This is a genomic window from Bacillus sp. B1-WWTP-T-0.5-Post-4 (assembly GCF_009183795.1).
GTDB classification, from domain to species: domain Bacteria; phylum Bacillota; class Bacilli; order Bacillales; family Bacillaceae_G; genus Bacillus_A; species Bacillus_A cereus.
The window spans coordinates 604,835-631,514 of sequence record NZ_WEIJ01000002.1; the positions used below are offsets into that span (position 1 = coordinate 604,835).

Genomic DNA, 26,680 nt, shown 5'->3' on the forward strand with positions numbered 1-26,680 from the left:
TTCGGATATAAAGGAGATTTTAAAAATGGCAGAATTCAAAGAGCAAGTATTAGATATTTTAGAAGAAGTATGTGAAAACGATATTGTGAAAGAAAACTTAGATGTTCAATTATTTGAAGAAGGTATCCTTGATTCTTTCGCTGTAGTATCTTTATTAGTTGAATTCCAAGAGCGTTTAGATATTGAAGTTTCTATTTCTGATTTTGACCGTGACGAGTGGGCTACACCAAACATGGTTATTAAAAAGTTGGAAGAAATCCGATGAACAAAGCAAAATTTGGTCCGATGCTTTTAGCATTGGCCCTTTTTGCTGTATTCTTACTTATTCCAACGCGCTTCCTACTTCCACTTTTAAGTGATGAAAAAGTAGAACAAGCTGCTACTTCTTTAAAAGAAGAAAAAATTCAAAGTATGATTTTACAGCAAAAGATGTTAGCAGATCCAAAATATCTTCCGATGTACGGTTCATCGGAATTCGCACGTATGGATGCTTTCCATCCATCTAATTATTTTAAAGTAAAGCCTGAAGGATTTACGCCATTCCTTCTTGGACGCGGCGGAACACAAGACCTTGTACATGTATTAAACTTCGCATCTACAATGGATCAATTGAAAGATAAGAAAATGGTATTCGTTCTTTCTCCGCAATGGTTTGTACCACAAGGTATTGACGAAACGCACTTTGCACCTAACTTTTCAAAACAACAAGGTTACCACTTCATTTTCAACAATGATTTAAAACCTGAAATGAAAAAACAAATTGCAAAGCGTTTATTAAACTTTGAGATTGTAAAAAAAGAAACTTTATTAAAAATTTCGCTTGAAGGTATCGCTTATGATGATACGAAGTATAAAGTAAAAGCACTTGCTGCTAAACCTTTCGCTTATATTTACCGTAACATTTTAGATCGTAAAGATTTATTTACAGCTATGTTTAATATTAAACCGCACAAAGAGAAGCTCGATTCTTCATTAAAACAAATGAACTGGGAAGAGGCTCGTAAACATGCGGATCAAACAGGTGCAGCAGAATCTAGATCTAATGAATATGGTATCGAAGATGGTTACTTCAATAGCAAAATTAAGAAAAAATTAAAGCAACGTGAAGGTTACTTAAAAAATGATGCTTATGACCAATCGCCAGAATATGAAGATTTACAAATTGTACTTGATTTATTAAAACAATCTGGTGCAAAACCACTCTTCATTTCTGTTCCTGTCAAAGGTCCTTGGTACGACTACGCTGGCTTCCCGAAAGAACGCCGCGAAGCATACTATAAGAAAGTTCATGAGCAAATTGAAAAAGCTGGTTATCCAATTGCCGACTTCTCAAATCATGAATACGATAAATACTTCTTAAAAGATCATATGCACTTAGGTTGGAAAGGCTGGGTTTACATCGACGAAGCCATCCAACAATTTTATAAAGCAAACTAACGAAAAGACCGCTTGAATTACTCAAGTGGTCTTTTTGTATATATTTTGTAATTGCTCGATTGCATTCGCCGCTTCTTTCATAACTCGCTCCACTACATGCTGAGCTGATTCGATTCGTGCCAATGATGCTGCCTGCCCTGCCCAAAGTGACATATATTCTTCCTTATTTTGCTTCGCTGCCTCTTGGCGTATTTTAGAAGTTAATACGTTTTGCACTGGATATACCGGAAGCCCTTCTTCTTTTCCTTCATGTCTCTCTATAAATTCATTCCGAATACCGCGTGCATATTTCCCGGAAAACGCACGAGTTACAGTTGTGCTCGTATCTGTACTATGTAAAACCGCTTCTTTATACACATCGTGCGTAATACTCTCTTCACTTGTTAAAAAGGCTGATCCCATTTGAACACCTTCTGCTCCTAGTGCCAATGCCGCAACAAGCCCTTGTCCGTTCATTACACCACCTGCTGCGACAATTGGGATATGCGGAACAGCCCCTACTAACTGAGGTATTAACGCAAACGTACCAATCATAGCATCTCGTTCTTTCCCAATAAACGTTCCTCTATGCCCTCCTGCTTCGCTACCTTGCCCAATAATAATATCTACTCCTAGCTCAGCAAGTACTTTCGCTTCCTTCACATGGGTAGCTGTTCCGATAACTTTTATTCCACTTCTTTTTAAATCATTTATTTCTTCTTTTTCTAACGTTTGAAATGCAAAGCTAACGACCGGTACTTTTTCATCTAATAGCACTTGTAATTGTTCCTTATAGCTTTTTGGAAGCTTTAACGTTCCTTCTACTTCTATACCTAATTCTCTATTCACTCCGCTTAGTAATACTTTCGCCTCATCTACCTTCTCTTCTTCTATTTCTATCTCTTTCGTTACAAGTAAATTAACACCGAAAGGCTTATCTGTTAGTTCTCTTATTCTATAAATCGCTTCACGAATTTGTTCTGGGCTCATATAGCCCGCTCCAAGCGTCCCTAATCCTCCACTATTACTTACTGCTGCAACAAGTTCTGGCGTCGTAATCGCGCCTGCCATACCGGCTTGAACAACGGGATACTCAATTTTTAATATGTCTGTTACTCGACTTGTAAACATCATTTCCCCTCCTATTTCCTTTATATCTTCTTTATTTGATAAGCTTTCCCCTGCTTTTGCAAGGGTTGAACTTCATATGAAGCGAATATATTGAAAGAGAAGGAGGCTGAGCTTAATGATTTATCCAAATGCATTAAAACAAGGTGATACAGTAATGATTATTGCACCATCTGGTCCACCTACAATCGAAAATGTATTAAAAGGTGTGAATGTATTACAAGAGATGGGGTTATCCGTAATAATCGGGAAGAGTGTTTACGAGAAATATGGATTTTTAGCCGGAAGTGATCAAGTTCGGCTTGACGATATACATGAAGCATTTACAAATAATGAAGTGAAGGCAATTTTTTGTGCACGAGGTGGTTATGGAAGTGCTCGTCTTCTTCCTCACATTCAATATGAAGTTATTAGGCAGAATCCAAAAATCTTTTGGGGATATAGCGATATTACAGCTTTACATACTGCTGTTTCACGTTATGCAAAGCTTATAACATTTCATGGTCCGATGATTGAAGAACTAGGAAAAGGCATTGATTCCCTATCTTTATCCTCTTTTAATCAGCTATTCCATCCGTATTCAACCATTTTATCTGCATCAGAATGTATCGTACCTAGCTCTCACAGTACAGTTACAGGTACGTTAGTTGGAGGAAATTTAGCTGTGTTAACAAGTATAATTGGCTCGCCCTACGAGATAAATACGGACAATACACTTTTATTACTTGAAGACATTGGTGAAGAACCGTACCGCATTGACCGTATGTTAAATCAGCTACTTTTATCTGGAAAGTTTAATGAATGCAGGGGCGTTATTTTCACAAGTTGTCACGACTGCACTCCTTCAAAGCCCTCTCAATCATTGCAAACAATATTATATGAATATTTCGCGCCATATCATATACCTGTCCTATTCGATTTACCAATTGGACATATAAGTCCAAACATCGGTATTCCACTTGGAGCTACAGCAACAATAAACACGAATAATAAAACAGTCTCTATTTCTTCTGGTATAGCCACTCCATATTCAAATTAAAAAGGAAAAGCGATTACGCTTTTCCTTTTACTTATAATAATTAAAAATTCGTCCAGATGCGATATCTGCAATTTCTTCTGGAATAAATGTTTTACTTATATCAGTGCCAACATTTAATACAGCTGTAGCATCTTTCTCAATGCTACCAAATAACTCTTTCCCACGTATCGTAATAAGGGGCGTTCCTTCTGGCAACACATCTTTTACAAATTCCATTTGTGTAAAGAACGGAACGATCCATCTACCTTCTCCTTGGAAATGACGCAAACGAAGTATTCCTTCTGTTGCCCCGTCCTCTGCTTCTAGTGAACCAGCAACATAAAACTCAGTAGATAAGAGCAATTCATAAAATTCCTTTTGCTTCTGTTTATCATTCCCTGCTACAACAAGTACCTCTTCTAATTTCTTTACTGAAATTTGCTCCATATGATGCCACCCCTATTTTCAAAATGATTGTACTTAGATTATACGAAATATTCTTATTTTTTTCTACATAATTCGCAATTATTTTCTTAAAATAATTTTAATACTTCTTTTGTCGTCACAATCGTAGCAAACTCTTCATGTAAATTTACAAGTGTCATATTGTGAATATCCTCTGCACTATACTCCTTACCATCTAAACCTTTACGGTTAAACGTAGCCGTTGCATCACTCACTAAATATGTTGTAAATCCTAAATTCCCTGCCATTCGTGTCGTAGTTTCCACGCAATGATTTGTCGTTAATCCTACAACCACTACTGCATTACATTTGTTCTTTCTTAATTGCTCTTCTAAATTTGCCCCAATGAACGCGCTGTTAACGAATTTCTGAATAACCACTTCACCAAGTAGTGGTTGCACTTCTTCTTTAAAGTTTACCGTTTCCGCTCTCTCATAAAACATTGACTGAGCATTTTCTTTATTTACATGTTGAATATGAAAAACTGGTCGTTCCCTTTTTCTCCATTCTTCTAACAAAATTCTCATGTTTTCTTCAGCAAAAATATTATTTCTCTCGCCCCAATCTGGTAATTGAAATGCCTTTTGTACATCGATTATGATAAGTGCTATTTGATTTGTCATCATTTCCCCCTTAATTTGGCTGTAATTGAAATAGAAAACCAAGTTGTTGTGACGCAGTAATAAAGCAAACATAGGCGCAAAGCTCTACAATTTCTTTTTCTGTCCAATATTGTTTTAATACGTGAAACATAGTATCATCTATTGCTTTTCGGTCATGAACAAATGTATGCGCAAAAGTAACAGCTACACCAATCTCCTCTGCCTTTTGCACATCATCAGGTCTTCCCTTTGCCATACAGTACGGACATTCATTCCCATACGCTAATGTTCTTCTCACTTGCTCCTTCAACTCTGCTGAAAGAGTTCCTGTATTGTACAGTGTATCTTCTAACGTACTCCACGAATGTAATATATCCGAATTATGCCCTAATAACTTTTGAAACTTTGTATCTCCTACATTTGATAATGAAATTCTCTCCATCATTTCCCCTCCTATTTCCTTCTGTTTTATTGTAAAATAAATAACGTTCACTTTACATTTCATATGAATCTTAATTTATATTTTCCCTTTACAAAAATCATTATTTTACTGGAGGTATATTTACAAATGCAATTAGACCGTGTTGATCGAAAAATTTTAAATGAATTATATAATGATAGTCGCCTTTCGATGCGTGAATTGGCGAAACGAGTAAACTTATCTGCTCCGTCTACTTCAGAACGTGTTCGTAAGCTCGAAAGCGAAGGTGTTATTCAAAAATACACAATCGATATTGATTATAAAAAGGCAGGACTCGTTTTAGATTGTATTTTAGAAATCACTTTAAAAAATGGTGATACAACACGTATGCAACAATTTATTCAGTCTTATCCATCTGCAAGTTTTTGTTACCGAGTAACAGGAAGCTTATGCTACATTGTAAAAATTTCTGTTCCTTCACTCGTTGAACTTGAAGAATTTATCAATGATGTTTCTTCATATGCAACGACAGTTTCTCATATCGTATTATCAGAAGTATCTCTTACTCCTGATATTGAACATATCTTCCCAGAAGATTAATTTATTTTTATTCAAAAAATATAAAAAAACCCCTTACAATAAGAATAAAAATAATATATTATGTATTAAAATACATAAAGTTCGAGAAAGGGGCTTTACATTGAAAATCTGGTTTTATGAAAAAACGGCACAATTAGATGACTTGCTTGGTATTTGGGACAATGTTCCAACCATCCCGCGAATTGGTGAAAAAGTGGAGATTTTAAAGACGGTCCGCACTGTTACAGATATTAAATATGTAAAGAACGGTAATAATTTTCGAGTAGAAATTATTACAAATTAAAAAGTAGCTCTTTAGGAGCTACTTTTTAATTATCTATTATGTGCTTTCTTTATAACGATTTTATCTTCTTCTACAGATACTGTTACATAATCATTTTCTTCTAACCGAAGCTTATTTACAGCCTCATCTGGTAACTCTATGGCCATCAATCTATCGGTTAAGATCACTTGACTATACACTTCATTTTCTTGTGATGAACTCACTACTTTTTGCTCATTTATAAAACGTACTGGTGGCACGCCAACTTCTTTTACTGTACGCCATTGTTTCCAAACATAAGGAATTAACCAAAGCAATCCAACAACTGTAAGACCGATACCAATCCATAAATTACTTTGCGCTTGTAATTCAGTAATTGAGATTGTACCGCTTTCTTCTCCACCGAAAAATTGCATACTTGTTGCAATCAAATTATTTAGAGCGTGCACAGCTATATTCGTCCATATATTTTTTGTCTTTATGTATAAAAGACACATAACGACACCAAACATGAACGCACCAATAACATCAAAATGTCCTAAGCCAAAAATAATTGAAGATATAATTACAGCTTTTTTAATTCCCCATTTATAAGCCATTCGCTGTAAGAAAAATCCCCTAAAAATAACCTCTTCCATAATAGGTGCTAACACACATGCTGAAATGAAAGTAAATATCGTCATATATACGTTACTCGTATTAATAACATTTCCGTCTTCTAGCATAGTAACTAAGAAATTCGGTAACGTATGTGCTAATATGTAAAATTGAATCTGAGATATGCCAACTGAAAAAATCATCCCCATTATCGTTGCTAATACAATTAATCCCCAAGATAAACGTCCTGGCTTATCAAAAAAACTGTTAAATACAACATTATTTTTATTTGTTTTTACGTATAGCCAAAGTAACGGAAATACAAAAAATACAGTTATTTGTGAAATAACCTCCATCGTATTCTCAGAAACATTTGTTAGATCTAATGGAATCATTATAAGGAACACCCCTATAATCATCCATCCAAAAAAGCTACGTAGCCTTATACGTGAAAATGCATAGTGCATATAAAACACCCCCAAAGATAGTAAAAATAAAACTTTAATTAGTACTTTATAGGCAATCCTTTCCCTATAAATAGCAGGATAACTAAATTATAATATGAATATAGTTGAAATCCTTCCTATTTTTCTCATTTTTTTAAACAGCATATCTCTTAAAATACCATATCGTTGTTCTTCAAGTTGCAATCCAAGTGAAATTTATGTAATAAAAATCCCCGTTTTTACAAGCGGGGATTTCTTTTATTATAATACGTCACGTTTTTGGAATAATGCACTTGATGCTACAAGTAACACAACAAAGTATGCAGCTACAAGTAATAATGAAGTTGTAAACGTAAATTCTGTAAATGTTGGTTCCATTCCACCATTGATTAATTTATTGCTATCGTAAGCTCTTAAATCCAAATGGTTGAATACTACAAACTTCGCTACACCTTTTGCAAACATTATTAATACCATATTAATTGCACCTTGTAAGAAGAATAGGAACATCGTAATAATTAATGGTAATACAGATTTTCTAAATACGTTTGCTAAGAAAAATGCAAGTGTTGCAAAGAAAAATGGTGATAGCAGCTGATATAATATTGTTTTTAAAACAATTCCTAACGTTAATTCAGTTTTACTACCGTCCATTACAATTAATCCAATAATCATAGCAATTAACGTACTAGCAAATACAATAAATAACATCGTTAATAACACTGTAATATATTTAGAAAATAAAACTGTCATTCGTTTTCTTGGACGAATTAATAATTGTTTAATCGTTCCTTTTTGGAATTCATCTGTAATTGTACGCGAAGCTGTTGTAATTCCAAAAATCGTTGCGAATATCATAATTAAGCCGATATCTGAACTTACAAAATCTAAGTAAGATCCATTTAAACTACCAGCTTCACCCCATTTCGCCAGTACTACTGCTCCTAAAATCTCCAATAAAGCAATGACACCAATTAAAATATACATACCTTTTTTCGCATGCAACTTTAAAAATTCATTTTGAATTAATTTAAACATTACGCTTTCACTCCCCCAGTAATCGCTAAGAACTCATCCTCTAACGTTTTATTTTGAACAGTAACTCCGTATACAAGCACATCAGCATGAACAAGTTTTTTTACAAGTTGCGGAATGTTGTCTTTTGTTACAGATGCTACAATTACATTCCCTTTTGCTTTACCTTTAATGATTTCATTCGCTTTCTGAACTTCATCTACTTCAAACGCTACAACGACTGCCTCATCATGCTTCACTTTTTCATGTAAGTTGTACTCTTGTACAAACTCACCTTGTTTAATAATAACGACGCGATCACACATTAATTCAATTTCACTCAATAAGTGACTTGATACGATTACAGCAATATTCTCTTCTTTCGCTAAACGTTGTAAATAATCACGAATTTGGCGAATACCAGCTGGATCTAATCCATTTGTCGGCTCATCTAAAATTAAGATTTTCGGCTGATGAAGTAATGCCTGTGCAATTCCTAAACGTTGTTTCATACCAAGTGAATATGTTTTCACCTTTTTATGAATCGCATGCTCTAACTCAACAAGCTTTACAATCTCAGCAATGCGCTCTTTACTAATTGGTGTAATGGCCATGTTCGCAAAATGCTTTAAGTTTTGCATTCCTGTCATATAATCATATAGTTCAGGATTTTCTACAATCGCTCCAATTTGCTCTAGTGCCTTTTCACGCTCCGAGCGAATACTATGTCCACAAATTGTAATATCGCCCTCTGTCATTGAAATAAGACCTGTCATCATACGGATCGTCGTCGTCTTACCGCTACCGTTCGGTCCAAGGAATCCGTATACTTCTCCTTCACGAACCTCAAATGATAAACCACGAATAATTTCCGTTCCACCAATCTTTTTTCGAACATTCTCTAACTTTACTACTACGTTTCCCAATGCTGATTCCTCCTTTAGACTTCTAGTTTTTTATCGATAATATAAGCAATTACATATATTATTAGAGCACTAACCATTACCATGAAACTTATATTAAAAATGTTAAATCCATTTTCTTGAAACATATTAATAAACAGACTCTTGCTTTCACTATGATATTCTACTCTTCGCAATACTTGGAAAGCTGGAGCTAATTTTCCTAGCAAGGTTGTCGCTAAAGTAATCGCGATATTTATTACTAGAAAAATAATAACGATTAGTATATTTTGCGCCTTTTTCTTTTTCGTAAGTAACTTTACTAGAGTAATTACCAATATGATTTGTAAAACACTAAACAAAAACTCAAATAAATCGCTTATCGTATATATTAAATTATTAATTATGCCTACTTGCATAATCTCTTTTGCTTCTACATATACAGAAGTCGTAGGAAAAGCTAATACATAACTTACGTAGAAAAGAATTCCACATATCCCATACCATATAGCCATTGCGATAAATGAGAAAATAAGCATAGAAATTACATATTGTTTCCCAGATATTGCTGTAAGTCGTAACATTGGATTAGTTAGTAAGCGTGAATATGATTTCATTGTTTGTATAAACATATAAACAATATAAAAGAAAAATATAATCATAATGATTCCAAATATACCCTCTTGTCTACTGATAGCCGCATCACTTTTTCTTACAATCATTTGTGAAAATAACACAGCTTCAATTAGCACAAAGAATAAAAAAGTAACAATATATCTTTTCTTATTTACATTCCATAAATAGGAAAGTACTGACTTCACTTACTAAACACCTCCTTAAACAATTCATGAACTGCTTTTCCTCTCTGAAAACGAATTTCTTCTACATTTTCATATAGAACCATTTCTCCATCTTTTAAAAAGATCACTTCATCAAAAATATTTTCAATTTCATTTATTAAGTGAGTGGAAATTAATATCGTACAATCTTCCCTATAGAACTGTAGAATTAGATCCAATACATGTTCTCTAGAAAGAGGATCAATCCCGCCCAATGGCTCATCCAGTACATATAGCTTCGCTTTTCGAGAAAACGTTAAAATAATCTGCAACTTCTCAACCATACCTTTTGACAATGCTGTAATTTTTTCTTCTAACGGTATTTTAAATTCTGCAATCGTATCTACCGCTTTTTGAATATCGAAGTCTTTATAAAAATCTCGATAGAAAAATAAAGCGTTTTTTACAGTCATCCAATCATCAAAGATTGGCTTATCGGACATAAATGAAACAATTTCTTTCGTCTGTAACCCTACCTTTTTACCGTCTATTGTAATACTACCTTCAGAAGGGTGTTGCAAGCCTGCAATCATTTTCAATAACGTCGTTTTCCCGCTCCCGTTATCTCCAACAAGCCCAACGATTTTCCCTTCCGTAATCTCTATGTTTAATTCACGGATCACTGCTTTTAATCCGTATCTCTTCCATAAGTTTTCTATTTTCAATAGCTCTGTCATTGGCTCTCCTCCCTCTTATCATGTAATGAAGAACGAAGAATTGTAAGAATTTCTTCTTCTGAAAAACCTAAATTGTCCATTCCATCTATAAAAGAATGAAGTAATTCTTTCGCCATCTCTTTTCGCAGCTCCATAATTTTCTCCCCTTCATTCGTTACATACCGTCCCATTCCTCTACGTGTGACAACAACTCCATCCCGTTCTAGCTCTTGAAATGTACGCTGAATCGTATTTGGATTCACTTGTAATTCACTCGCTAATTCACGGACAGAGGGAATTTTATCACCAGGCAATAAATGTCCTGTTACGATCTCTTTTTTTATGTATTCCATTACCTGAATGTAAATTGGTGTATTTGGAGAAAACTCTATTTTCATTTCTTCCCTCCTTTTGTATCGGTGTACTAGTTAAATAATACACCGATACAAAAGGTTTGTAAATACCCATTTAATTACAAAAAAGTTCTATCCGTTAAACGAATAGAACTTCCCAAATATAAATCGCTATACAAAAATAATAGTGTTATGTAAACAAAATTATAAAGAAAAACTGTCTTATCAATGAATAAGACAGTTTTTCTTTATAATCCTATATTAAAAGTTAAACACGAAGTCATCGTCAGCTAACTTTTCAACGTTCGTTGCTTTTACGTAACCATTTCCTTTTACAGAGAAGAAATCATGGTTTTTCGTATCTGTACGTAAACCATTTAAAACGATTGGGTTAATTTCTTCTTCTTCAAACTTCGGCTCAAGTCCTAAGTTCATAAGCCCTTTATTCGCATTGTAACGAACGAAACGATTTACATCTTCTACAAGACCGATAGAAGTGTAAATTTCTTCTGTATAGGCCATTTCAATTTCATATAGTTCCATTAATAAATCTTGTGTTTCTTTTTGCACTTCTTGTTGCTCTTCTGCAGAAAGTTCTGCGAAGATTTGTTGTGCTAAAATACCGACGAATACGCCGTGAATTGACTCATCACGAATTATCAAGTTGATAATCTCACCACTTGCTGTTAGTTTTCCTTGACCAGCTAAGTAAAGTGGATAGAAGAATCCGCTATAGAATAAGTAACTTTCTAAGAACACACTTGCTACCATTGCCATGTATAACTCTTTTTTTGTTACTTCAGGCTTTAATAAACGACGATAGTAACTAGTAATAATACCAGCTTTTTTCTCAAGTAACGGATGATTGTCTACCCAGTCAAAAATATCATCAATCTCTTCTTCTGTAGCTAATGTTGTGAAAATGTGACTATAACTTTTCGCATGTACTTCTTCCATAGCTCCCATGAAAGCTAATACACTTTTCGCTTGTAAATTTTCAAGATGAACCAGTACAAGTGGCATTCCTTCGCCACCTTGTTTCGTATCTAAAAGTGTTAAACCACCTAATACACGCTTATAAGCAATTTGCTCTTCTTTCGATAATTGCACCCAAGTATTTTTGTCAGACGAAACCGCAATTTCTTCTTCTGTCCAAAACTGAGCGATGTTTTGCTTCCAAAACATTAAACTAAAATCATCTTCTTTTTTGTTCCAGTTTACCGCACGCATTAAATCGCCCCTTCTCTAAATATGATAACTAAGCATGAGCAGGGTTCAGAAAACCCTGCTCATCATGTCTCACTTTTTATATTAAACGGTACAAGCCACACACTCTTCCACGCTTAATTTACGTGTTCTCGTATAATACAGACTCTTTAAGCCTTTTTTATGTGCATAGATGTAGTAACGTGCTAATTCACGTGTTGAAATATCACTATTAACGTAAAGAATTGTACTAATTCCTTGGTCAATATGTTCTTGAATTTCTGCGATTAAATCAATTAATTTAAACTGATTCATATCGTAAGAAGATTTATAGTACCAGAACGTATCTTTTGATAAATACGGCATTGGATAATATGTTGTCGCATTCGCATATGTTCTTGATTCGATTTGACTTACAATCGGCATTACGCTTGAAGTTGCATTTTGAACGTAACTGATTGATTGTGTTGGAGCAATGGCAAGACGATATGAGTTGTATAAACCATTCTTCTGTACTTGCTCTTTTAAACTTGTCCAATCTTCTTTTGTTGGAATATGAATTCCTTCAAATAGTTGCTGAACTTTTTCAGTTACTGGGCTGTAATCTGTCGTTTCATACTTTTCGAAGTATGTGCCATTCGCATAATCAGATTTATCGAAGTCCTTAAATGTCTCGCCTTTTTCTGTAGCGATTTCCATACTTTTCTCAATAGAGTAGTAATTTAACATCATAAAGAATGTACGAGCGAATTCTTTCGCTTCTGCACTTTCATAAGCGATTTTATTTTTTGCTAAATATCCGTGTAAGTTCATTGCTCCAAGTCCAACTGAATGAAGCTCGTCATTTGCTTTTTTCACAGTTGGTGCATTCGGAATAATCGTCATATCAGAAACAGCTGTTAAAGCTTCCATTCCCGCATGAACTGCTTCACGAATTTCTTTATTTTCCATTACGTTTACGATATTTAACGATCCTAAGTTACAGTTAATATCACGACGGATAATGTCATCTGTACCGTAATCATTTATTTCTGAAGTTTCTTGAAGCTGGAAGATTTCTGTACATAAGTTCGACATCTTCACAGTTCCAATATCCTTCAATGGATGTTGATTATTTGCATTTGATTTAAACATTAAGTATGGGTAACCAGACTCAAGCTGAATCATAGCGATTTTAATAAGCATATCACGTGCACTAATATCTAGTGGCTTCTTCTTCACTTTCGGATTGCTCATTAATTCATCGTACATTTCATCAATGTCAATATCATCTAAATGCTTGCCATATTCTTTATAAACCGTATAAGGCGCGAAAACATGGAAAGGTTCGTTTTTCTCAGCAAGCTCAAAGAACTTACTTGGAACGATAATTCCGATTGATAGAGACTGAATACGGCTCTTCTCATCGGCATTTATTTTTTTTGTATCAAGGAATTCAATAATATCCCAATGGAAAATGTTTAAATATACTGCACCGGCACCTTTTCGTTGACCAAGCTGATTCGCATATGAAAACGAATCTTCAAGCAATTTCATAACAGGTACTACGCCACTTGCAGCGTTGTCGATACCTTTAATTTGCTCACCGCGTGCGCGTAGCTTAGATAAGTTTAAAGCTACTCCCCCGCCGATTTTCGATAATTGCATCGCAGTATTAATGTTAAAGCCGATCGAATTTAAGCTATCGTCCATCTCTAACAAGAAACAAGACACCATTTCTCCTCTTCTGCTTCTTCCCGCATTTAAAAAGGTTGGTGTCGCTGGTTGGTAGTTTTGTTTTACAATCATGCTTGCGAATTGTCTTGCCTTCGAAACATCACCGCGTCCTAAGTATAATGAAACAATTGCTACACGATCTTCATAGCTTTCTAAGTATTGTTTTTGATCATTCGTTTTTAACGCATAATCTTTGTAGAACTTAGATGCTGCCATATAAGATTGGAACTCGAAGTTTTCACCATAAGCGATGTTATATACTTCCTCTACTTCCTCCAAGCTATACTCGTCCAGAACGTTGTAATAGTAATCATGTTCTTTCATATACTCCATTCGCTCTGCCACGCTATTAAAAGGAACGGTATTCTCTCTAGCTTCTTCCATAAAGACTTCTAATGCCTCTTTATCTTTATGAAGCTGATAAAAACCGTCCTGCATTTGCGTGATTTCATTATTCAGTTCAATGTGTCGCAATCTCCCGCACCCTTTCCTTAAAATATTCTACATCGTTATTTGTTCCAGATAACTCAAATTTTGATACAATAGGCACTTCATATTTAGTAGAAATCTTGTCAGCACTTGCACCGAACATGTCTCCCCAGTTACGATTGCCGCTTGCAGATACGCCTTTTAATTTTTCATTATTGCGCTCTAAAAAGTCTAAAACACGTTCTGGTACATTGCCAAAACCTGTTGTATACGTAATAAGAATAAAGTCTTCATCTATTACTAGATCTTCATCAATTTGAACGGCCGGCATATTTAATTTGTGAATGAAACGCTTCACGTTTCCTGTCATAGAATCATATGCAACTAACATTTCCGACCCTCCCTCTCAAATCTATATTCTCTATATGTTGTTCTTGATTTCTCTATATATTGTATTACGTTTCAAAATAAGACACAAGATATATGTATAAATTCTTTCTTTTTTTAACTTTTACTTTTCGACATGATAGCCGTTTTTTTTCAATACAATGACTATGAAACAACATTCTAAAACTCATGTCAATAAAGTGCTTTTCAAAAAAGTTGTCAACGAATTTAACCTTATTTTTAAAAAAGTTAACAATATATTTTGTCATAAAACGGTAGATGCTGAAGAAATATATTTCTCCAGCATCACGCAAAAAAGAACAGATATGAAACTATAATCTGCTCTAAAAAACGATTACATTTATCAAATTTACCTTATTAAATATATTATACATATACTTTCGTTTCTCGTTACATACTAAAAGATAACTATTATAGAAAAAGATTATTATTATGGAACTTCAATTTATTTATGAAAAGTTTATTCAGAGTGCTCAATGCGCAAAATATCTTTTACAAATATATGATGCGGATTTTCATCTTTATCAATCATTGTACATACCGGAGCCTCTTCATCAAAGTATACAATCATTCCTTCTACGTACTGATATGTATGTCGAACTTGTACAGTTACTTTAATTTCTACTGCTTCTTCATATGCTCTTTTTATTTTCTGAAGCATTTTTGCTGAACATTTTCGTTTCTCTGGATACATAACCATTCCCATAAATCGATTGCCGGCTCTATCTTTCCACATATAATCCCAATGTGGTAAAATGCCTTGTTTAAAATCGCCCATAATTCCCCTCTCCTTTATCTTTTATTTATCCCGCATTAAACGTCCGATTGGTGAAAGGCTACTAATCAGTGAGAGATGCCCTGCTGATCAAAATTCCCCTTTATGAACGTGGCGTTTCTGAATATGTATAAATCACTTGCCCGCCTCGCTGTGCGTTACCAATGAAATGCTTAAAGTCTTCTCTATTTACAACAACTTCTCTGAACGTATAAAATACATCTTTCGTAACAACATACTCCTTTATTTCACCATTTTTTAGCTGATCTAAAATTGTATTTGCTAATTCTTTATCCATGTATTTCACCTCTCTGCAATATTTTATTTTATCGTATATTCTATAGGTCAACAACTGTAAATTTATCCCGCTATTTGCAGGTAGTGCGATTGGTGTTGACTACTAATCAGTCGTGGAATGAACAAAAAATCTTACTGATTAACGTTTCACTTTATCTCGTTGTTATGCCATGATTTTATTTTCGTTATTTCGCAAACAATATCGTTTTACTATATGTCCACTAAATATCATATACTAACATAGCTACTTCTCTATATCAAACATTTCGGCATTCAATTATGCAAAGTTCCATACCACTATGCTACAATATACAAATAGAACTAGGAGGGATACTATGATTCGGAAAGCAAAAAAGACAGATGCAATGGCAATAGCTCCTTTATTGTATAATGCTCTGCATGAAATTGCTGAAAAAATCACAGGTAGCACAGATGAAGCAGAAGTATTACTAGGACTTGAGACATGGTTCTCAAAAGAAAATAACCGTCTGAGCTACGAAAACTGTTTTGTCTATGAACAAGACGAGAGTGCAGTTGGAGTTATTGTCGCTTATCACGGTAGTGAAGCAACACAGCTTGACGCACCAATTGTACATCACTTAAGAGAATTACATAAAGATGAATCAATTACGTTAGAAAAAGAAGCTGAGCTTGATGAGTATTACATTGATACACTATCAGTTTCAAGTGCACACGGCGGAAAAGGTATCGGTTCTAAATTAATTGAAGTTGCCGAAATCTATGCAACTGAAAAAGGGCATGAAAAAATCGCTTTACTTGTTAATTTAGAAAACACACGCGCCTATTCACTATACGAAAAGTTAGGTTATAAAAAAGATGAAATTGTTATGCTAGTAGGCGAACCTTATGCTCATCTCGTAAAACCATTAAACGTCAAAATTTCTGTATCTTAAAAAGAAAGCACACGATTTATATAAATCGTGTGCTTTTATGTTAAATTCGTATTTAATATATTTCCATCCATCGCCTCGTGAAACGTATATGTTGTACATCCCCATGGCTTTCTATGCAAAATAGGCGAACCAGACCATCCCATTGCCCTCAGCTCCGTTCCAATCATCGAATTAAAATAATTATGACCTACAAGAGCAATACTTCCATGTACGAGAGCATAACGATGTAATACGTAAGCTGCTTGCCTTGCCCTCTCTCTTACTTCCTTATAAGATTCAACATTTTTATGGTAACCAAGTATCCATAATGCTCGTCCAATACACATCCATACGTTAAGTTTACACTTCAACCATTTTGGCGCATAAAAGCTCGCCGGAACTGCCACTTCCCTAAAAAGAGAATTTTGTATAAAACATAAAGAATCCATTAATTCAGCTGCTGACTGTACAGCACACTTTTGATCACTCGTTACAATCAATTTCGCTACTTCAACCGCTTCTCTTGTTTCCAATGGTATAGGTTGTTTTTCTGTTATAGTATGTAAGTCATATCCTTTTATCCATTCATGAAAGGATGTAACCGTCATTGGTTCTATAGTACAATCTAAGCGACCATGACGAATAAAAGAAATCTTCATTCTTTTCACTCTCCATTCATCACTTATGAACTCTATTATGCACTAGTTCTAAACATCATACCACGTAAGAAAATAAAGTTATATACCTTTACATCTCCCCACCATTATCATGTGTTATCGAAGCATGGATACCATCCATCCCATCAAAATATGTACTCGTATCATATTGACGAATCTTTTTTAAATGCATATAAGAAAATAAAAATAAAATTAAAGCTATAACACTCCCCACAAATTCAAACATCATTTTACCGCCTCTAATTTCTCCCACTTCAGCAGGTTATTCTACTTTTTCATTATACCTCGATATAAAGATTCTCGCATTTTTGCTATTTTTTTCAAAAAACATGGATTTTCTACATATTTTCTTACAAAAAGTGAATATTTTTCGAATTTTTACTTTGGAAACATTTACAAAGTAGGAAATATGGTTCAAAATAGGAGGAAATAAAAAAACCCAAATTTATTCTTTTTTTGGGAAAACTGTAACAAGGAGAGTTGCTTATGCAGATCGCAGAAACTGGAGATATCATCGAATTTAAAGGTGGAATGCAAGGCCGTGTTCAAAAAGTAAATCAAAACTCTGTTATTGTTGATATAACAATTATGAAGAATTTTAGAGAACTAGATATGGAACCTCTTACAGTTGTAAGTCATAAAAACTATACTGTCATTAATCAAAATGCATAATATAATAGAAAGAAAGGGCCTGTATACTATACAGGCCCTTTCTTTCTATTAACGATTATCAATTGTTTCCGGATATAGATCGTGGTTCATCATGCGGTAATCAGCCATTTGTTCATACTTCGTCCCTGGGCGCCCGTAGTTGCAGTATGGATCAATTGAAATACCACCACGTGGTGTGAATTTCCCCCATACCTCAATATAACGTGGATCCATTAATTTAATTAAATCGTTCATAATAACGTTCATGCAATCTTCATGGAAATCACCATGATTGCGGAAACTAAATAAATACAACTTTAAAGATTTACTCTCTACCATTTTTTGCTCTGGAATATAGCTAATATAAATTGTTGCAAAATCTGGTTGTCCTGTTTTCGGGCATAAACTTGTAAATTCAGGACAATTGAATTTTACAAAATAATCACGGTTTGGATGATTATTATCAAATACCTCTAATATTTCTGGGCTATATTCAAATAAATATTTTGTATTTTGATTCCCTAGTAATGTTACATCTTTTAAATCTTCATCTAATCTTCCTGTCATTTTAAACATCCCTTCTCGTTATACGCCGCGCTTATTTCCCCATACTAACGCATGAAGCTGAGGCAATACTTTTGCATCATTCATCTCTTTACAATTTACAGCTTTATCAATCAGCCATTCATACTTATCTAATAATTTTTTTATAAGCATCGCATCATCCACTGTTTTTGTATCATCGTTTCCTACTTGTAAGAAAAATGGTACCTTTGGATAACGTTCGTGCATCTTAACTGCATATTCAAAATCATGATCATCGAATACTACTACTTTTAAACTAATATCTTTTCCTGCTAGTTTCTGAATAATAGCATCTAACCTCTGAAAATCTGTTTTCATCGTTGAACTTGGTGGTTTTGGAGAAATTGTTATCTCATCAATTTGAAGTAACCAATCTTGCCATTTACTCCCTTGCGTTTCAATTGCCGTTCGCATTCCATTTTCTTTTAATATAGAAAGAAGAAACTCAATATTTTTCAGTAATGCCGGATTTCCACCTGAAATCGTAACATGAGAAAAATTTTCTCCTCCAATTGCAACAAGCTCATCCCAAATATCTTCTGGTGTCATCTGTCTAATTTGATCTTTAGCTGATCCATCCCACGTAAAAGCAGAATCACACCAAGCACAGCTATAATCACAACCAGCTGTACGGATAAACATTGTCTTTTGCCCTACAACCATTCCTTCACCTTGAATAGTCGGACCGAATATTTCTAAGACAGGGATTTTACTCATCAAGCATCCACTCCCGTCTTACTTCCGCATAACTAGTCGGCGTCTCAAATAGACGAACAAATTCAACGCGAGCTCCTTTATATTCGTTCACTCGATTCTCTTTTGTTAGTGCTTCTGCCATCTTTTCATAAATCCAAACGACCATATTTTCAGCAGTCGTATTCATTGCAGGTAACGTTTCGTTTAAATAACGATGATCTAGATAAATTTCTATTTCATTCTTCCAAATTTCTTTTATATCTCCAAAGTCAATTGCAAGACCTATTTCATTTACATATCCACTAATTCCAAATACAACTTTATATGTGTGACCATGTAAGTTTTTACATTTCCCTTCATAACAGTGTAAATGGTGTGCTGCATCAAATGTAAATTCCTTGCTGACCATTACTCTTTTATTATGGTATTTGAGTTGTTTACGCTGAATATCCTTGTCCATTTTTTGCAAATTCTCTACGATGCGAAATCCAAAAAAGTTATCCATTAGTTGTTCGCTCCTTCGCGTTCTTGTAGGTACGTATCTAATCCTGCTTTACGAAGTTGACATGCTGGACATTCACCGCAACCATCACCAATGATTCCGTTATAACATGTTAATGTTTTTTCTCGAACAAACTCAAATGCTCCAAGTTCATCTGATAATTTCCATGTTTCAGCTTTATCAATCCACATAAGTGGCGTGTGAATGACAAACGGGTAATCCATAGATAAATTTAAAGTAACATTTAACGATTTCACAAACACGTCACGGCAGTCTGGATAACCACTGAAATCAGTTTCACATACACCCGTTACAATATGACGTGCTCCAACTTGTTTTGCTAATACAGCAGCAAATGATAAGAAGAGTAAATTTCGTCCATCTACAAATGTCGATGGCAATTCACCTTCTTCATGTGTAATCTCCATATCCGTTCTCGTTAAAGCATTTGGAGCAAGTTGATTTAATAGACTCATATCTAGTACCGTATGCTTTATTCCTAGTTCTTTTGCAATTTCCGCTGCACAATCAATTTCTAGCTTATGACGTTGATTGTAATTAAACGTTACAGCTTCTACCTCTGCAAACTGCTCTATTGCCCAAAATAAACATGTCGTACTATCTTGTCCTCCACTAAAAACAACAACTGCTTTTTCTTTTTTCATTTCACTCATTCTCCTTCTCTACTATAAATAAGAAGAAAGAACGTTCTTGAACTGTCACAATAAAAAAACAAAACAATACCTAAGGATATTGTTGTTTCCATAGTTTTTTATAGAGGGAGTTCGCGAACCTCTCCCGCGCGGTGCACGGAATTTCTTCTTTCATTGACACAGCTTATTGTAACATATTGTATACTAGCGTAAAAATTTCTGATTTTTCAGCTATTTATTATTTCATTTCTTTCATTTTATAGTATGATTAATTTAATATAAGAAGAGAGGAGGCATCCCACTGAAACCCTTTATTATTTATCTCTTTTTAAATATATTATTCATCCTGATTACAATGCTCGTATATCATTTATTTTGGAATCAAAAAGGGAAACGCTCTCCTAAATTAAATTCAGCTATATTCATTGTACTCTGTTGCCTTGCTACCGTACTCTGTATTACATTTGCAGCAAAAACAAATAATGGTTTTCAATTTGATATGCGCCATATTGTATTAATTGTCGGTACATTAACGGGAGGGCCTATTGCTGGTGGTTCTATCTTAGTTGTATTAAACATATATCGCTTATTATTAGGTGGGATAGGTGTTTTCCCATCTCTTATCGGTTCTGTTCTTCTATTTATTGTTCTATTATTAACATATAAATTTTTCAATCGAACTTCTAATCGTATAAAAATAACACTTGCTATTATCTACAGTCTCACATACGGATTTAGTTGGATACCCTTCTTCCTTTCAAAGGTTACAAATAAGACTGATTATATACCGCATATTATTGTGTATGAATTATGTTCAATGCTTGGTACGATTCTAATTTTATATTTACTACACATATTACAAACTCAAGTTCGTCTCCAAAACGAACTTATAAATGCTGAAAAGTTTCATTTAATTGGTGAAATGGCAGCGTCTATCTCTCATGAAATTCGCAATCCATTAACTTCAACGAAAGGTTTTTTACAACTGTTACAATCAGATACATGCACTGAGCAGGAACGAAAATTATATATCGACATTGCCATTAATGGCATCGAACAAGCAAATCATGTTCTTACAGATTATTTAACCTTTGCTAAACCAAGCATTGAAAAAGAACAAACATTACAGTTAGAAGAAGAATTACTACATGCATTGTCGTTAATTACACCGCTTGCTAATTTAACAAATGTACGTACTCATTATATAAAGCAAAGCACTTCTTTTTTTATCGCTGGAGAAAAGCAAAAACTAAATCAATGTTTATTAAATATTTTAAAAAATTGCATTGAGGCTATGCCAAAAGGCGGTGATCTTTATTTCACATTAGTTCCTGATCATAAGCATATTCAGTTATATATAAAAGATACAGGAGTCGGTATGGATTCAGAACAAGTAAAACGTCTTGGTTCGCCCTTTTATTCAACGAAAGAAAAAGGTACTGGACTTGGAATGATGGTCGTATTCAGTGTTGTTCAAGCTATGAATGGAAAAATTGATATTATAAGTGAAAAAGGAATCGGTACAACCTTTTTATTAACTTTTCCACTCATACAAAAAACGTGATGAAATACTCATCACGTTTTTTCTGTTCCTTCAACTAATTCAGCAAAAGCTTTCACTTTTCCGTGCGGTTGTTGATTTTCTTTACGTGCTTTCCAGGCGCGCTCTTCTTCTCGCTTCTTCTTAGACATGTTTTTTCAACTCCTTCTTTTCTTTCTCCATGTAGTATTCCAAAATAAGAAAGAAAACTATGCACGTATCAAAAAAGAAGTGGTTTCCCACTTCTTCCACTTTAGCGTTGCAAAATTGCATGTTTCGCCTCTTTTAACTGCGTAAGATGTCTTTGTTCATGCAAATCAAGAAATTGAACCCATTGATACAAATTCAGATCATTAAAAACAGGATGCTTTAATCCATTTTCAAATAAATCTTTTTCATCTATAACACTATGAAGCGCGTGTAATAGTTCTTGGCGTGAATGTTCTAGTAATTGAATTCCTTGCTGTTTTTTCATTAAAGTTTCTGTTGGTTGCATTTGCTGAGGAGCTTCTCGTTTATGTGTGCGATCAAGCGTAAGTTGGAGGTCTTTAAATGGAGTCATGTTTCTTTCATTTTTTTGTAAAGCATATACAAGGGCAGACGTGACAGATTGTTCAACTAAATGCAAGTGGTGTAAAATTTGAATAATACTCCATTTATCACGGCGTGGCTTTACATTCACTTCTGTGTCATTTAACATTTCAATTTCTGATAATAGCGTGCTTCGAGTAGCCTGTAATGAGTTTACTAAACTTTCTAAACTTACATCCATATTAGATTGAAGCATACTTGTTCCCCCCTTTTGTTGGTGAAAAGAGGTGCTCCTTATTAGAAACACCCCTTCAGTATTCTGAATTTTCTTTTATTATCTCATCATTTTCCCATTATGTCGATGTTAAACATGTGAAAAAAGCGCATGTTTTTTACAATTTTGTGTCGTCAATCGCATGTAACCATGCTTCAATTTCTGTAATAACACTTTTCACACAGCCTTCAGCAAATGGTGATGTTAAATTTGCAACCTCTACTAATTCTAAGAACGATTTACTTCCACCTTGTTGGCACAGATTCACATAATCTTCCCACGCCTCTTGTCTATTATCTCTTGCACGTTTCCAAAATTGTAGCGCACAAATTTGAGCAAGCGTGTAATCAATATAATAGAACGGTGAGCTATAAATATGCCCTTGACGTTGCCAAAAACCACCGCGCTCTAAATAATCATTCTCCTCATAATCACGATGTGGTAAATATTTCTTCTCTATGTTACGCCATGCTGTCTTACGCTCTTCAGGTGATGCTTCAGGATTTTCATATACATAATGTTGATATTCATCAACAGATACACCATAAGGTAAAAACAGAAGTGCTGAACTTAAGTGAGAGAAGTAATATTTATCTGCATCTTCTTCAAAGAATAGCTTCATCCATGGCCATGTAAAGAATTCCATACTCATAGAGTGGATTTCACACGCCTCATATGTTGGCCAATTATATTCTGGAATTTCAAATTTACGACTTTCATATACTTGGAAGGCATGACCTGCTTCATGTGTTAATACATCAATGTCACCAGATGTTCCATTGAAGTTTGAGAAAATAAATGGCGCTTTATAATTCTCAATATATGTACAATATCCGCCACCAGCTTTTCCTTTTTTCGCAACTAAATCTAATAAATCATTATCTAGCATGAAATTGAAAAATTCATCTGTTTCAGCCGATAACTCTTTATACATTGTCTTTCCATGATCAACAATCCAATCCGCATCTCCTTTTGGAGTTGGGTTACCTGTAGCAAACTCAAAGTTTTCGTCGTAATAAGCTAACTTCTCTACACCGATACGTGCTTGTTGTCGCTTTCTTAATTCCGTTGTAACGGGAACGATATAATCTAGCACTTGCTGACGGTAATTAGCCACCATCTCCGCATTATAATCTGTACGGTACATTCTTGCATATCCAAGTTCAACAAAGTTTTTGAAACCTAAAGATTTTGCGATTTTCGTTCTCACTTTAACAAGCTCATCATAAATACGATCTAGTTCTTCCTCATTTCCAGCTAAAAATCCGTAGTATGCTTCACTTGCTGCTTTACGTTCGCTTCTTTCTTTTCCTTGCATAAACGGAATCAGTTGCGATAACGTTCTTTCTTCTCCAGCAAAGTCAATTTTTGCAGATGCTAATAACTGTGTATATTGCGATGATAATTTATTTTCTAATTGTAAATCTTTCACGACTTCATCTGAATATGTTTTTAAATCACATTCTGCTAGAGCAAATAATTGTTTTCCATAATACGCCTCTAATTCTTCACGAAATGGAGAATTAATGAGTGCCTTATAATATTTTGTACCATATCCTTGTACAACTGGAGAGAATTCATCAAAGAAATCCTGCTCCTCCTTATAAAAAGTATCCGTCGTATCAACAGAATGGCGAATGTAACAAAGGTTTCCCATTGTACCAAAATCGTTGCGAATCTCATTAATTGAATGAATGACTTGTTTTTGTTCTTCTACAGTTTTTGCGTTATCAAACTTCTCTAAAGCAACAGTAAATTTCTCTTTTAACTCTTCAATATTTGGGCGTTTATATTCATAGTCTTTAAATGACATGAACGAGCCTCCTCTCCATTACATACCTTTATTATAATTCAATACGTATTCTTGAATTCCCTCTTAATTTTCAACAAATTTCGGCAGTGACTGCCCTGAGTTCATTACAAATAAAAAAAGCCTTGGATTTATTTATCCAAAGCTCCTTTGGAACATATTATTTTTCATACTTCCCAATTTTTTTTAATAAATCAAGTAATTCATCTTTTTCATCTTTCGTTAACATTTCAAAAGACTGATGTATAACTTTCTCATGCCCCGGAAAAATAGAAGCAATAAAGTTCTCGCCAGACTCAGTTAATTGCGCGTAAATAACACGTCTGTCATTCGGACATGGAATTCTCTTTACTAATCCCTTTTTCTCCAGCTTATCTACAACATATGTAATGCTGCCACTAGCTATTAAAATACGCTCACCAATTTGCTGAAGTGGTTGACCGCCTTTATGATATAGCAGTTCTAATACAGCAAATTCAGTTGGATTTAATCCGTTACTTTGTATAGATTTATTTGTAGTATCCATAACAGAACGATGTACACGAGATAATGCAATAAATACTTTTAAAGATTGAGAAATATCTTCTCGTTCATTATTTGATGTCATACAACTTTCAACCCTTCACTTAAATTCTCAGCAATAAAAAGAAAATGCCACTTCATACTTCATGTGAATTCCGAATGAGCATTCACTCATCCATTTCCTCTCCCCTAATATATTAAGAATCATTCTTGAATAAAAACATGACAATTTTAACATAGTTTATATATAATGATAATAAAAAAAGAAGGAGTACCACATTTGAAAGTCAAATTCCAAAGCATAATTGTATATATATTGCTTGTTATCCTACCGACAATAGGGATTGGTGCTACATTTTATTCGTATCATACATATAAAATGAAACAGGAAAACAAATTATCTGCTCATACAGTTCTCTTTTTATATAGAGATTATTTGGATCATCATCTTGGTGAAGCAATTTCTGCTTTAGACATGCTTGCAAAAGTTGTAGGCACCGAGACTGGTAATATAAATGGCATTAAACAAATTGTACATGATACAGATGGAAACGATGCACGCTTTTCTGGTCTATATTACGCTACACCAGAAGGAGTCATTACAATCGCATCTGAAGATGAATCAAAGCCTATAGATGTTTCAGACCGTAAATATATTCAAGACGCGCTCCAAACTAAAAAAACCACTGTATCATCAGTCATTACTGATCGCGTTCTTGGACATAAAGCTATTATAATTGCTGCCCCCATATTTAATAAACAGAAGGAGCTCTCAGGATTATTATTAGCTAGTTTACGCTTTGATTACATTTCATCTTCTTTAAATGCCATTAAACCACAATACCATTTTGAGGTAACTGATAAACATGATGTAGTTTTTCTAACCGATGATAATAACGACACAAGTGATACGCATTCTAATATGCTTACTACCCCACTCCAAAGATTAAATTGGAAGGTCTCTGTTTCTCCATTACCTATTCATCAAAAAACCTTATACCAGTGGGTTACAATAGAGTGTATAGCTACTTTATTTTTAATGTCTATTTTATTTTTACTTGCTCAATATATTTTGTTAAAACGGCAAACAAAACTTGAAAGACAACAAAATGAACTACAGAAAATTGAATTAGTTGGAACTTTTGCAGCGAGTACAGCACACGAAATCCGTAATCCTCTTACTGGAATTAAAGGGCTCGTCGCTCTATTAAAAGAGAAATATAAAGATGAGCAAGATCAGTTCTACTTTTCCGTAATTGAACAAGAAATAGAGCGAATCAATGAAATTGTAAGTGAATTTCTTATTCTCGGAAAGCCAACCGCCATCATCGAACAAACGTATGATGTAAGAACAATTCTAAATGAGGTAGCATTAATTATTCAATCTGAGGCGAATTTACATAACATTGTATTCCATTTACATTTGCCAGACCATCCTGTTCATATCCGTTGTTCGAAAGACCATATGAAACAAGTGGTTTTAAACATTACAAAAAATGCAATTGAGGCCATGACTTCTAGTGATACACTAACCATTGTAGTAAAAAACAATGAAACACACGCACAATTGCAGATTATAGATACTGGAAAAGGGATTCCGCAACATATTCAAAAACACCTCTTTCATCCGTTCTTTACTAATAAAGATACTGGAACAGGTCTTGGACTTGTCATATGTAAACGAATTGTAGAGATGTATAATGGGCATATTTTTATTGACAGTACAGAAAACGAAGGAACAACAGTTCATATCGAAATTCCGTTACACATAGTATAATTATCCTTATCCTATAAGG

The 26,680-nt window shown here is 34.3% G+C and carries 34 protein-coding genes and 1 riboswitch; of the genes, 9 read left to right on the forward strand and 25 right to left on the reverse strand.

Annotated elements, in window-relative coordinates:
* The first annotated feature begins 25 nt into the window (after positions 1–25).
* Positions 26–265, forward strand: coding sequence for a D-alanine--poly(phosphoribitol) ligase subunit DltC (gene dltC, locus GBN91_RS08750; protein ID WP_000807310.1), 240 nt, complete (start codon positions 26–28; stop codon positions 263–265).
* Positions 262–1,437: a D-alanyl-lipoteichoic acid biosynthesis protein DltD gene (dltD, locus tag GBN91_RS08755; RefSeq protein WP_001030273.1), complete on the forward strand. Its 1,176-nt coding sequence runs from the start codon at positions 262–264 to the stop codon at positions 1,435–1,437. The genes dltC and dltD overlap by 4 nt, the downstream gene beginning before the upstream one ends.
* Positions 1,438–1,458: 21 nt before the next feature.
* Here the strand turns inward: dltD and GBN91_RS08760 are convergent, their stop codons facing one another.
* Positions 1,459–2,547, reverse strand: coding sequence for an NAD(P)H-dependent flavin oxidoreductase (locus GBN91_RS08760; protein ID WP_006928844.1), 1,089 nt, complete (start codon positions 2,545–2,547; stop codon positions 1,459–1,461).
* A gap of 115 nt (positions 2,548–2,662) precedes the next feature.
* Here GBN91_RS08760 and GBN91_RS08765 point away from each other — a divergent pair, with 115 nt between their 5' ends.
* Positions 2,663–3,583 carry a S66 peptidase family protein gene (locus GBN91_RS08765; RefSeq protein WP_000640062.1) on the forward strand — a complete coding sequence of 307 codons (921 nt, stop codon included), beginning with the start codon at positions 2,663–2,665 and terminating at the stop codon, positions 3,581–3,583.
* Positions 3,584–3,610: 27 nt separating this feature from the next.
* On the opposite strand, the gene GBN91_RS08770 is transcribed toward GBN91_RS08765, so the two are convergent.
* From GBN91_RS08770 to GBN91_RS08780, 3 genes are all read right to left on the reverse strand, one after another.
* Positions 3,611–4,009 carry an SseB family protein gene (locus tag GBN91_RS08770; RefSeq protein WP_006928838.1) on the reverse strand — a complete coding sequence of 133 codons (399 nt, stop codon included), beginning with the start codon at positions 4,007–4,009 and terminating at the stop codon, positions 3,611–3,613.
* An 86-nt stretch (positions 4,010–4,095) separates the two neighbouring features.
* Positions 4,096–4,650 (reverse strand): cysteine hydrolase family protein, encoded by a 555-nt coding sequence (locus tag GBN91_RS08775; RefSeq protein ID WP_000184428.1) that lies wholly within the window; start codon positions 4,648–4,650, stop codon positions 4,096–4,098.
* A gap of 10 nt (positions 4,651–4,660) precedes the next feature.
* A complete protein-coding gene (locus tag GBN91_RS08780; protein ID WP_000439759.1) occupies positions 4,661–5,071 on the reverse strand; it encodes a carboxymuconolactone decarboxylase family protein in 411 nt (136 codons plus the stop codon).
* 126 nt (positions 5,072–5,197) lie between these two features.
* On the opposite strand from GBN91_RS08780, the gene GBN91_RS08785 reads away from it, so the two are divergent.
* Both GBN91_RS08785 and GBN91_RS08790 read left to right on the forward strand, forming a co-directional pair.
* Positions 5,198–5,650, forward strand: a complete 453-nt coding sequence (locus GBN91_RS08785) for an Lrp/AsnC family transcriptional regulator (RefSeq protein ID WP_001175505.1) — start codon at positions 5,198–5,200, stop codon at positions 5,648–5,650.
* Between the two features lie 100 nt (positions 5,651–5,750).
* A complete protein-coding gene (locus tag GBN91_RS08790; RefSeq protein ID WP_000707107.1) occupies positions 5,751–5,933 on the forward strand; it encodes a DUF3913 family protein in 183 nt (60 codons plus the stop codon).
* 29 nt (positions 5,934–5,962) lie between these two features.
* On the opposite strand, the gene GBN91_RS08795 is transcribed toward GBN91_RS08790, so the two are convergent.
* The 11 genes from GBN91_RS08795 to GBN91_RS08850 all read right to left on the reverse strand — a co-directional run bounded on the left by GBN91_RS08795 (position 5,963) and on the right by GBN91_RS08850 (position 15,551).
* Positions 5,963–6,976, reverse strand: a complete 1,014-nt coding sequence (locus tag GBN91_RS08795) for a CPBP family intramembrane glutamic endopeptidase (RefSeq protein WP_000558806.1) — start codon at positions 6,974–6,976, stop codon at positions 5,963–5,965.
* Positions 6,977–7,216: 240 nt separating this feature from the next.
* Positions 7,217–7,993 (reverse strand): ABC transporter permease, encoded by a 777-nt coding sequence (locus GBN91_RS08800; protein WP_000475435.1) that lies wholly within the window; start codon positions 7,991–7,993, stop codon positions 7,217–7,219.
* Positions 7,993–8,895 (reverse strand): ABC transporter ATP-binding protein, encoded by a 903-nt coding sequence (locus tag GBN91_RS08805; RefSeq protein WP_000528788.1) that lies wholly within the window; start codon positions 8,893–8,895, stop codon positions 7,993–7,995. The genes GBN91_RS08800 and GBN91_RS08805 overlap by 1 nt, the downstream gene beginning before the upstream one ends.
* A 14-nt stretch (positions 8,896–8,909) precedes the next feature.
* Positions 8,910–9,692 (reverse strand): hypothetical protein, encoded by a 783-nt coding sequence (locus GBN91_RS08810; protein ID WP_000843921.1) that lies wholly within the window; start codon positions 9,690–9,692, stop codon positions 8,910–8,912.
* On the reverse strand, positions 9,689–10,387 hold the full coding sequence (locus GBN91_RS08815; protein ID WP_000137745.1) for an ABC transporter ATP-binding protein: 699 nt from the start codon (positions 10,385–10,387) through the stop codon (positions 9,689–9,691). Before GBN91_RS08815 ends, GBN91_RS08810 begins: the two co-directional genes overlap by 4 nt.
* A complete protein-coding gene (locus GBN91_RS08820; RefSeq protein WP_000687512.1) occupies positions 10,384–10,764 on the reverse strand; it encodes a GntR family transcriptional regulator in 381 nt (126 codons plus the stop codon). The genes GBN91_RS08815 and GBN91_RS08820 overlap by 4 nt, the downstream gene beginning before the upstream one ends.
* 216 nt (positions 10,765–10,980) lie before the next feature.
* The gene (gene nrdF, locus GBN91_RS08825) at positions 10,981–11,949 is read right to left on the reverse strand and encodes a class 1b ribonucleoside-diphosphate reductase subunit beta (RefSeq protein ID WP_001203028.1); all 969 of its coding nucleotides are present in this window, start codon (positions 11,947–11,949) and stop codon (positions 10,981–10,983) included.
* An 81-nt stretch (positions 11,950–12,030) separates the two neighbouring features.
* A complete protein-coding gene (nrdE, locus tag GBN91_RS08830; protein ID WP_001215839.1) occupies positions 12,031–14,115 on the reverse strand; it encodes a class 1b ribonucleoside-diphosphate reductase subunit alpha in 2,085 nt (694 codons plus the stop codon).
* Positions 14,102–14,461 (reverse strand): class Ib ribonucleoside-diphosphate reductase assembly flavoprotein NrdI, encoded by a 360-nt coding sequence (nrdI, locus tag GBN91_RS08835; protein ID WP_000959447.1) that lies wholly within the window; start codon positions 14,459–14,461, stop codon positions 14,102–14,104. The genes nrdE and nrdI overlap by 14 nt, the downstream gene beginning before the upstream one ends.
* A gap of 477 nt (positions 14,462–14,938) precedes the next feature.
* A complete protein-coding gene (locus tag GBN91_RS08845; RefSeq protein ID WP_000502205.1) occupies positions 14,939–15,256 on the reverse strand; it encodes a hypothetical protein in 318 nt (105 codons plus the stop codon).
* Positions 15,257–15,356: 100 nt separating this feature from the next.
* A complete protein-coding gene (locus GBN91_RS08850) occupies positions 15,357–15,551 on the reverse strand; it encodes a hypothetical protein (RefSeq protein WP_000356684.1) in 195 nt (64 codons plus the stop codon).
* A 334-nt stretch (positions 15,552–15,885) separates the two neighbouring features.
* Between GBN91_RS08850 and GBN91_RS08855 the strand changes: the two genes are divergently transcribed.
* A complete protein-coding gene (locus GBN91_RS08855; protein ID WP_000619544.1) occupies positions 15,886–16,464 on the forward strand; it encodes a GNAT family N-acetyltransferase in 579 nt (192 codons plus the stop codon).
* Positions 16,465–16,499: 35 nt separating this feature from the next.
* Here the strand turns inward: GBN91_RS08855 and GBN91_RS08860 are convergent, their stop codons facing one another.
* A complete protein-coding gene (locus tag GBN91_RS08860) occupies positions 16,500–17,102 on the reverse strand; it encodes a hypothetical protein (RefSeq protein ID WP_000703102.1) in 603 nt (200 codons plus the stop codon).
* An 88-nt stretch (positions 17,103–17,190) separates the two neighbouring features.
* Positions 17,191–17,373: a hypothetical protein gene (locus GBN91_RS28785; protein ID WP_002023607.1), complete on the reverse strand. Its 183-nt coding sequence runs from the start codon at positions 17,371–17,373 to the stop codon at positions 17,191–17,193.
* Between the two features lie 233 nt (positions 17,374–17,606).
* On the opposite strand from GBN91_RS28785, the gene GBN91_RS08865 reads away from it, so the two are divergent.
* A complete protein-coding gene (locus GBN91_RS08865) occupies positions 17,607–17,792 on the forward strand; it encodes a YkvS family protein (RefSeq protein WP_001165082.1) in 186 nt (61 codons plus the stop codon).
* 48 nt (positions 17,793–17,840) lie between these two features.
* Here the strand turns inward: GBN91_RS08865 and queF are convergent, their stop codons facing one another.
* Genes queF through queC form a run of 4 tightly spaced genes read right to left on the reverse strand, consistent with a single transcriptional unit; the run spans position 17,841 to position 20,219 of the window.
* On the reverse strand, positions 17,841–18,338 hold the full coding sequence (gene queF, locus GBN91_RS08870; RefSeq protein WP_001986050.1) for a preQ(1) synthase: 498 nt from the start codon (positions 18,336–18,338) through the stop codon (positions 17,841–17,843).
* Between the two features lie 18 nt (positions 18,339–18,356).
* Positions 18,357–19,073: a 7-carboxy-7-deazaguanine synthase QueE gene (gene queE, locus GBN91_RS08875; RefSeq protein WP_000036294.1), complete on the reverse strand. Its 717-nt coding sequence runs from the start codon at positions 19,071–19,073 to the stop codon at positions 18,357–18,359.
* Complete coding sequence (gene queD, locus GBN91_RS08880; RefSeq protein ID WP_000368414.1) at positions 19,066–19,557, reverse strand: 6-carboxytetrahydropterin synthase QueD; 492 nt, start codon at positions 19,555–19,557, stop codon at positions 19,066–19,068. The genes queE and queD overlap by 8 nt, the downstream gene beginning before the upstream one ends.
* The gene (gene queC / locus GBN91_RS08885) at positions 19,557–20,219 is read right to left on the reverse strand and encodes a 7-cyano-7-deazaguanine synthase QueC (protein WP_000711595.1); all 663 of its coding nucleotides are present in this window, start codon (positions 20,217–20,219) and stop codon (positions 19,557–19,559) included. The genes queD and queC overlap by 1 nt, the downstream gene beginning before the upstream one ends.
* Before the next feature lie 93 nt (positions 20,220–20,312).
* Positions 20,313–20,356, reverse strand: a riboswitch (PreQ1 riboswitch).
* A 206-nt stretch (positions 20,357–20,562) separates the two neighbouring features.
* On the opposite strand from queC, the gene kinB reads away from it, so the two are divergent.
* Positions 20,563–21,771: a sporulation sensor histidine kinase KinB gene (gene kinB / locus GBN91_RS08890; RefSeq protein ID WP_000964151.1), complete on the forward strand. Its 1,209-nt coding sequence runs from the start codon at positions 20,563–20,565 to the stop codon at positions 21,769–21,771.
* Positions 21,772–21,782: 11 nt separating this feature from the next.
* Here kinB and GBN91_RS29215 read toward each other — a convergent pair whose 3' ends face one another.
* The 4 genes from GBN91_RS29215 to GBN91_RS08905 all read right to left on the reverse strand — a co-directional run bounded on the left by GBN91_RS29215 (position 21,783) and on the right by GBN91_RS08905 (position 24,969).
* Entirely contained in the window at positions 21,783–21,899 is a 117-nt protein-coding gene (locus GBN91_RS29215; protein WP_000038355.1) for a DUF6254 family protein, read from the reverse strand.
* 101 nt (positions 21,900–22,000) lie between these two features.
* Complete coding sequence (locus tag GBN91_RS08895; RefSeq protein ID WP_000941961.1) at positions 22,001–22,534, reverse strand: DinB family protein; 534 nt, start codon at positions 22,532–22,534, stop codon at positions 22,001–22,003.
* A 136-nt stretch (positions 22,535–22,670) separates the two neighbouring features.
* Positions 22,671–24,365 (reverse strand): M3 family oligoendopeptidase, encoded by a 1,695-nt coding sequence (locus GBN91_RS08900; protein ID WP_000008577.1) that lies wholly within the window; start codon positions 24,363–24,365, stop codon positions 22,671–22,673.
* Between the two features lie 157 nt (positions 24,366–24,522).
* The gene (locus tag GBN91_RS08905; protein ID WP_000203336.1) at positions 24,523–24,969 is read right to left on the reverse strand and encodes a MarR family winged helix-turn-helix transcriptional regulator; all 447 of its coding nucleotides are present in this window, start codon (positions 24,967–24,969) and stop codon (positions 24,523–24,525) included.
* Positions 24,970–25,164: 195 nt separating this feature from the next.
* Between GBN91_RS08905 and GBN91_RS08910 the strand changes: the two genes are divergently transcribed.
* Positions 25,165–26,661, forward strand: a complete 1,497-nt coding sequence (locus tag GBN91_RS08910) for a DUF3149 domain-containing protein (protein WP_025687770.1) — start codon at positions 25,165–25,167, stop codon at positions 26,659–26,661.
* Positions 26,662–26,680: the final 19 nt, after the last annotated feature.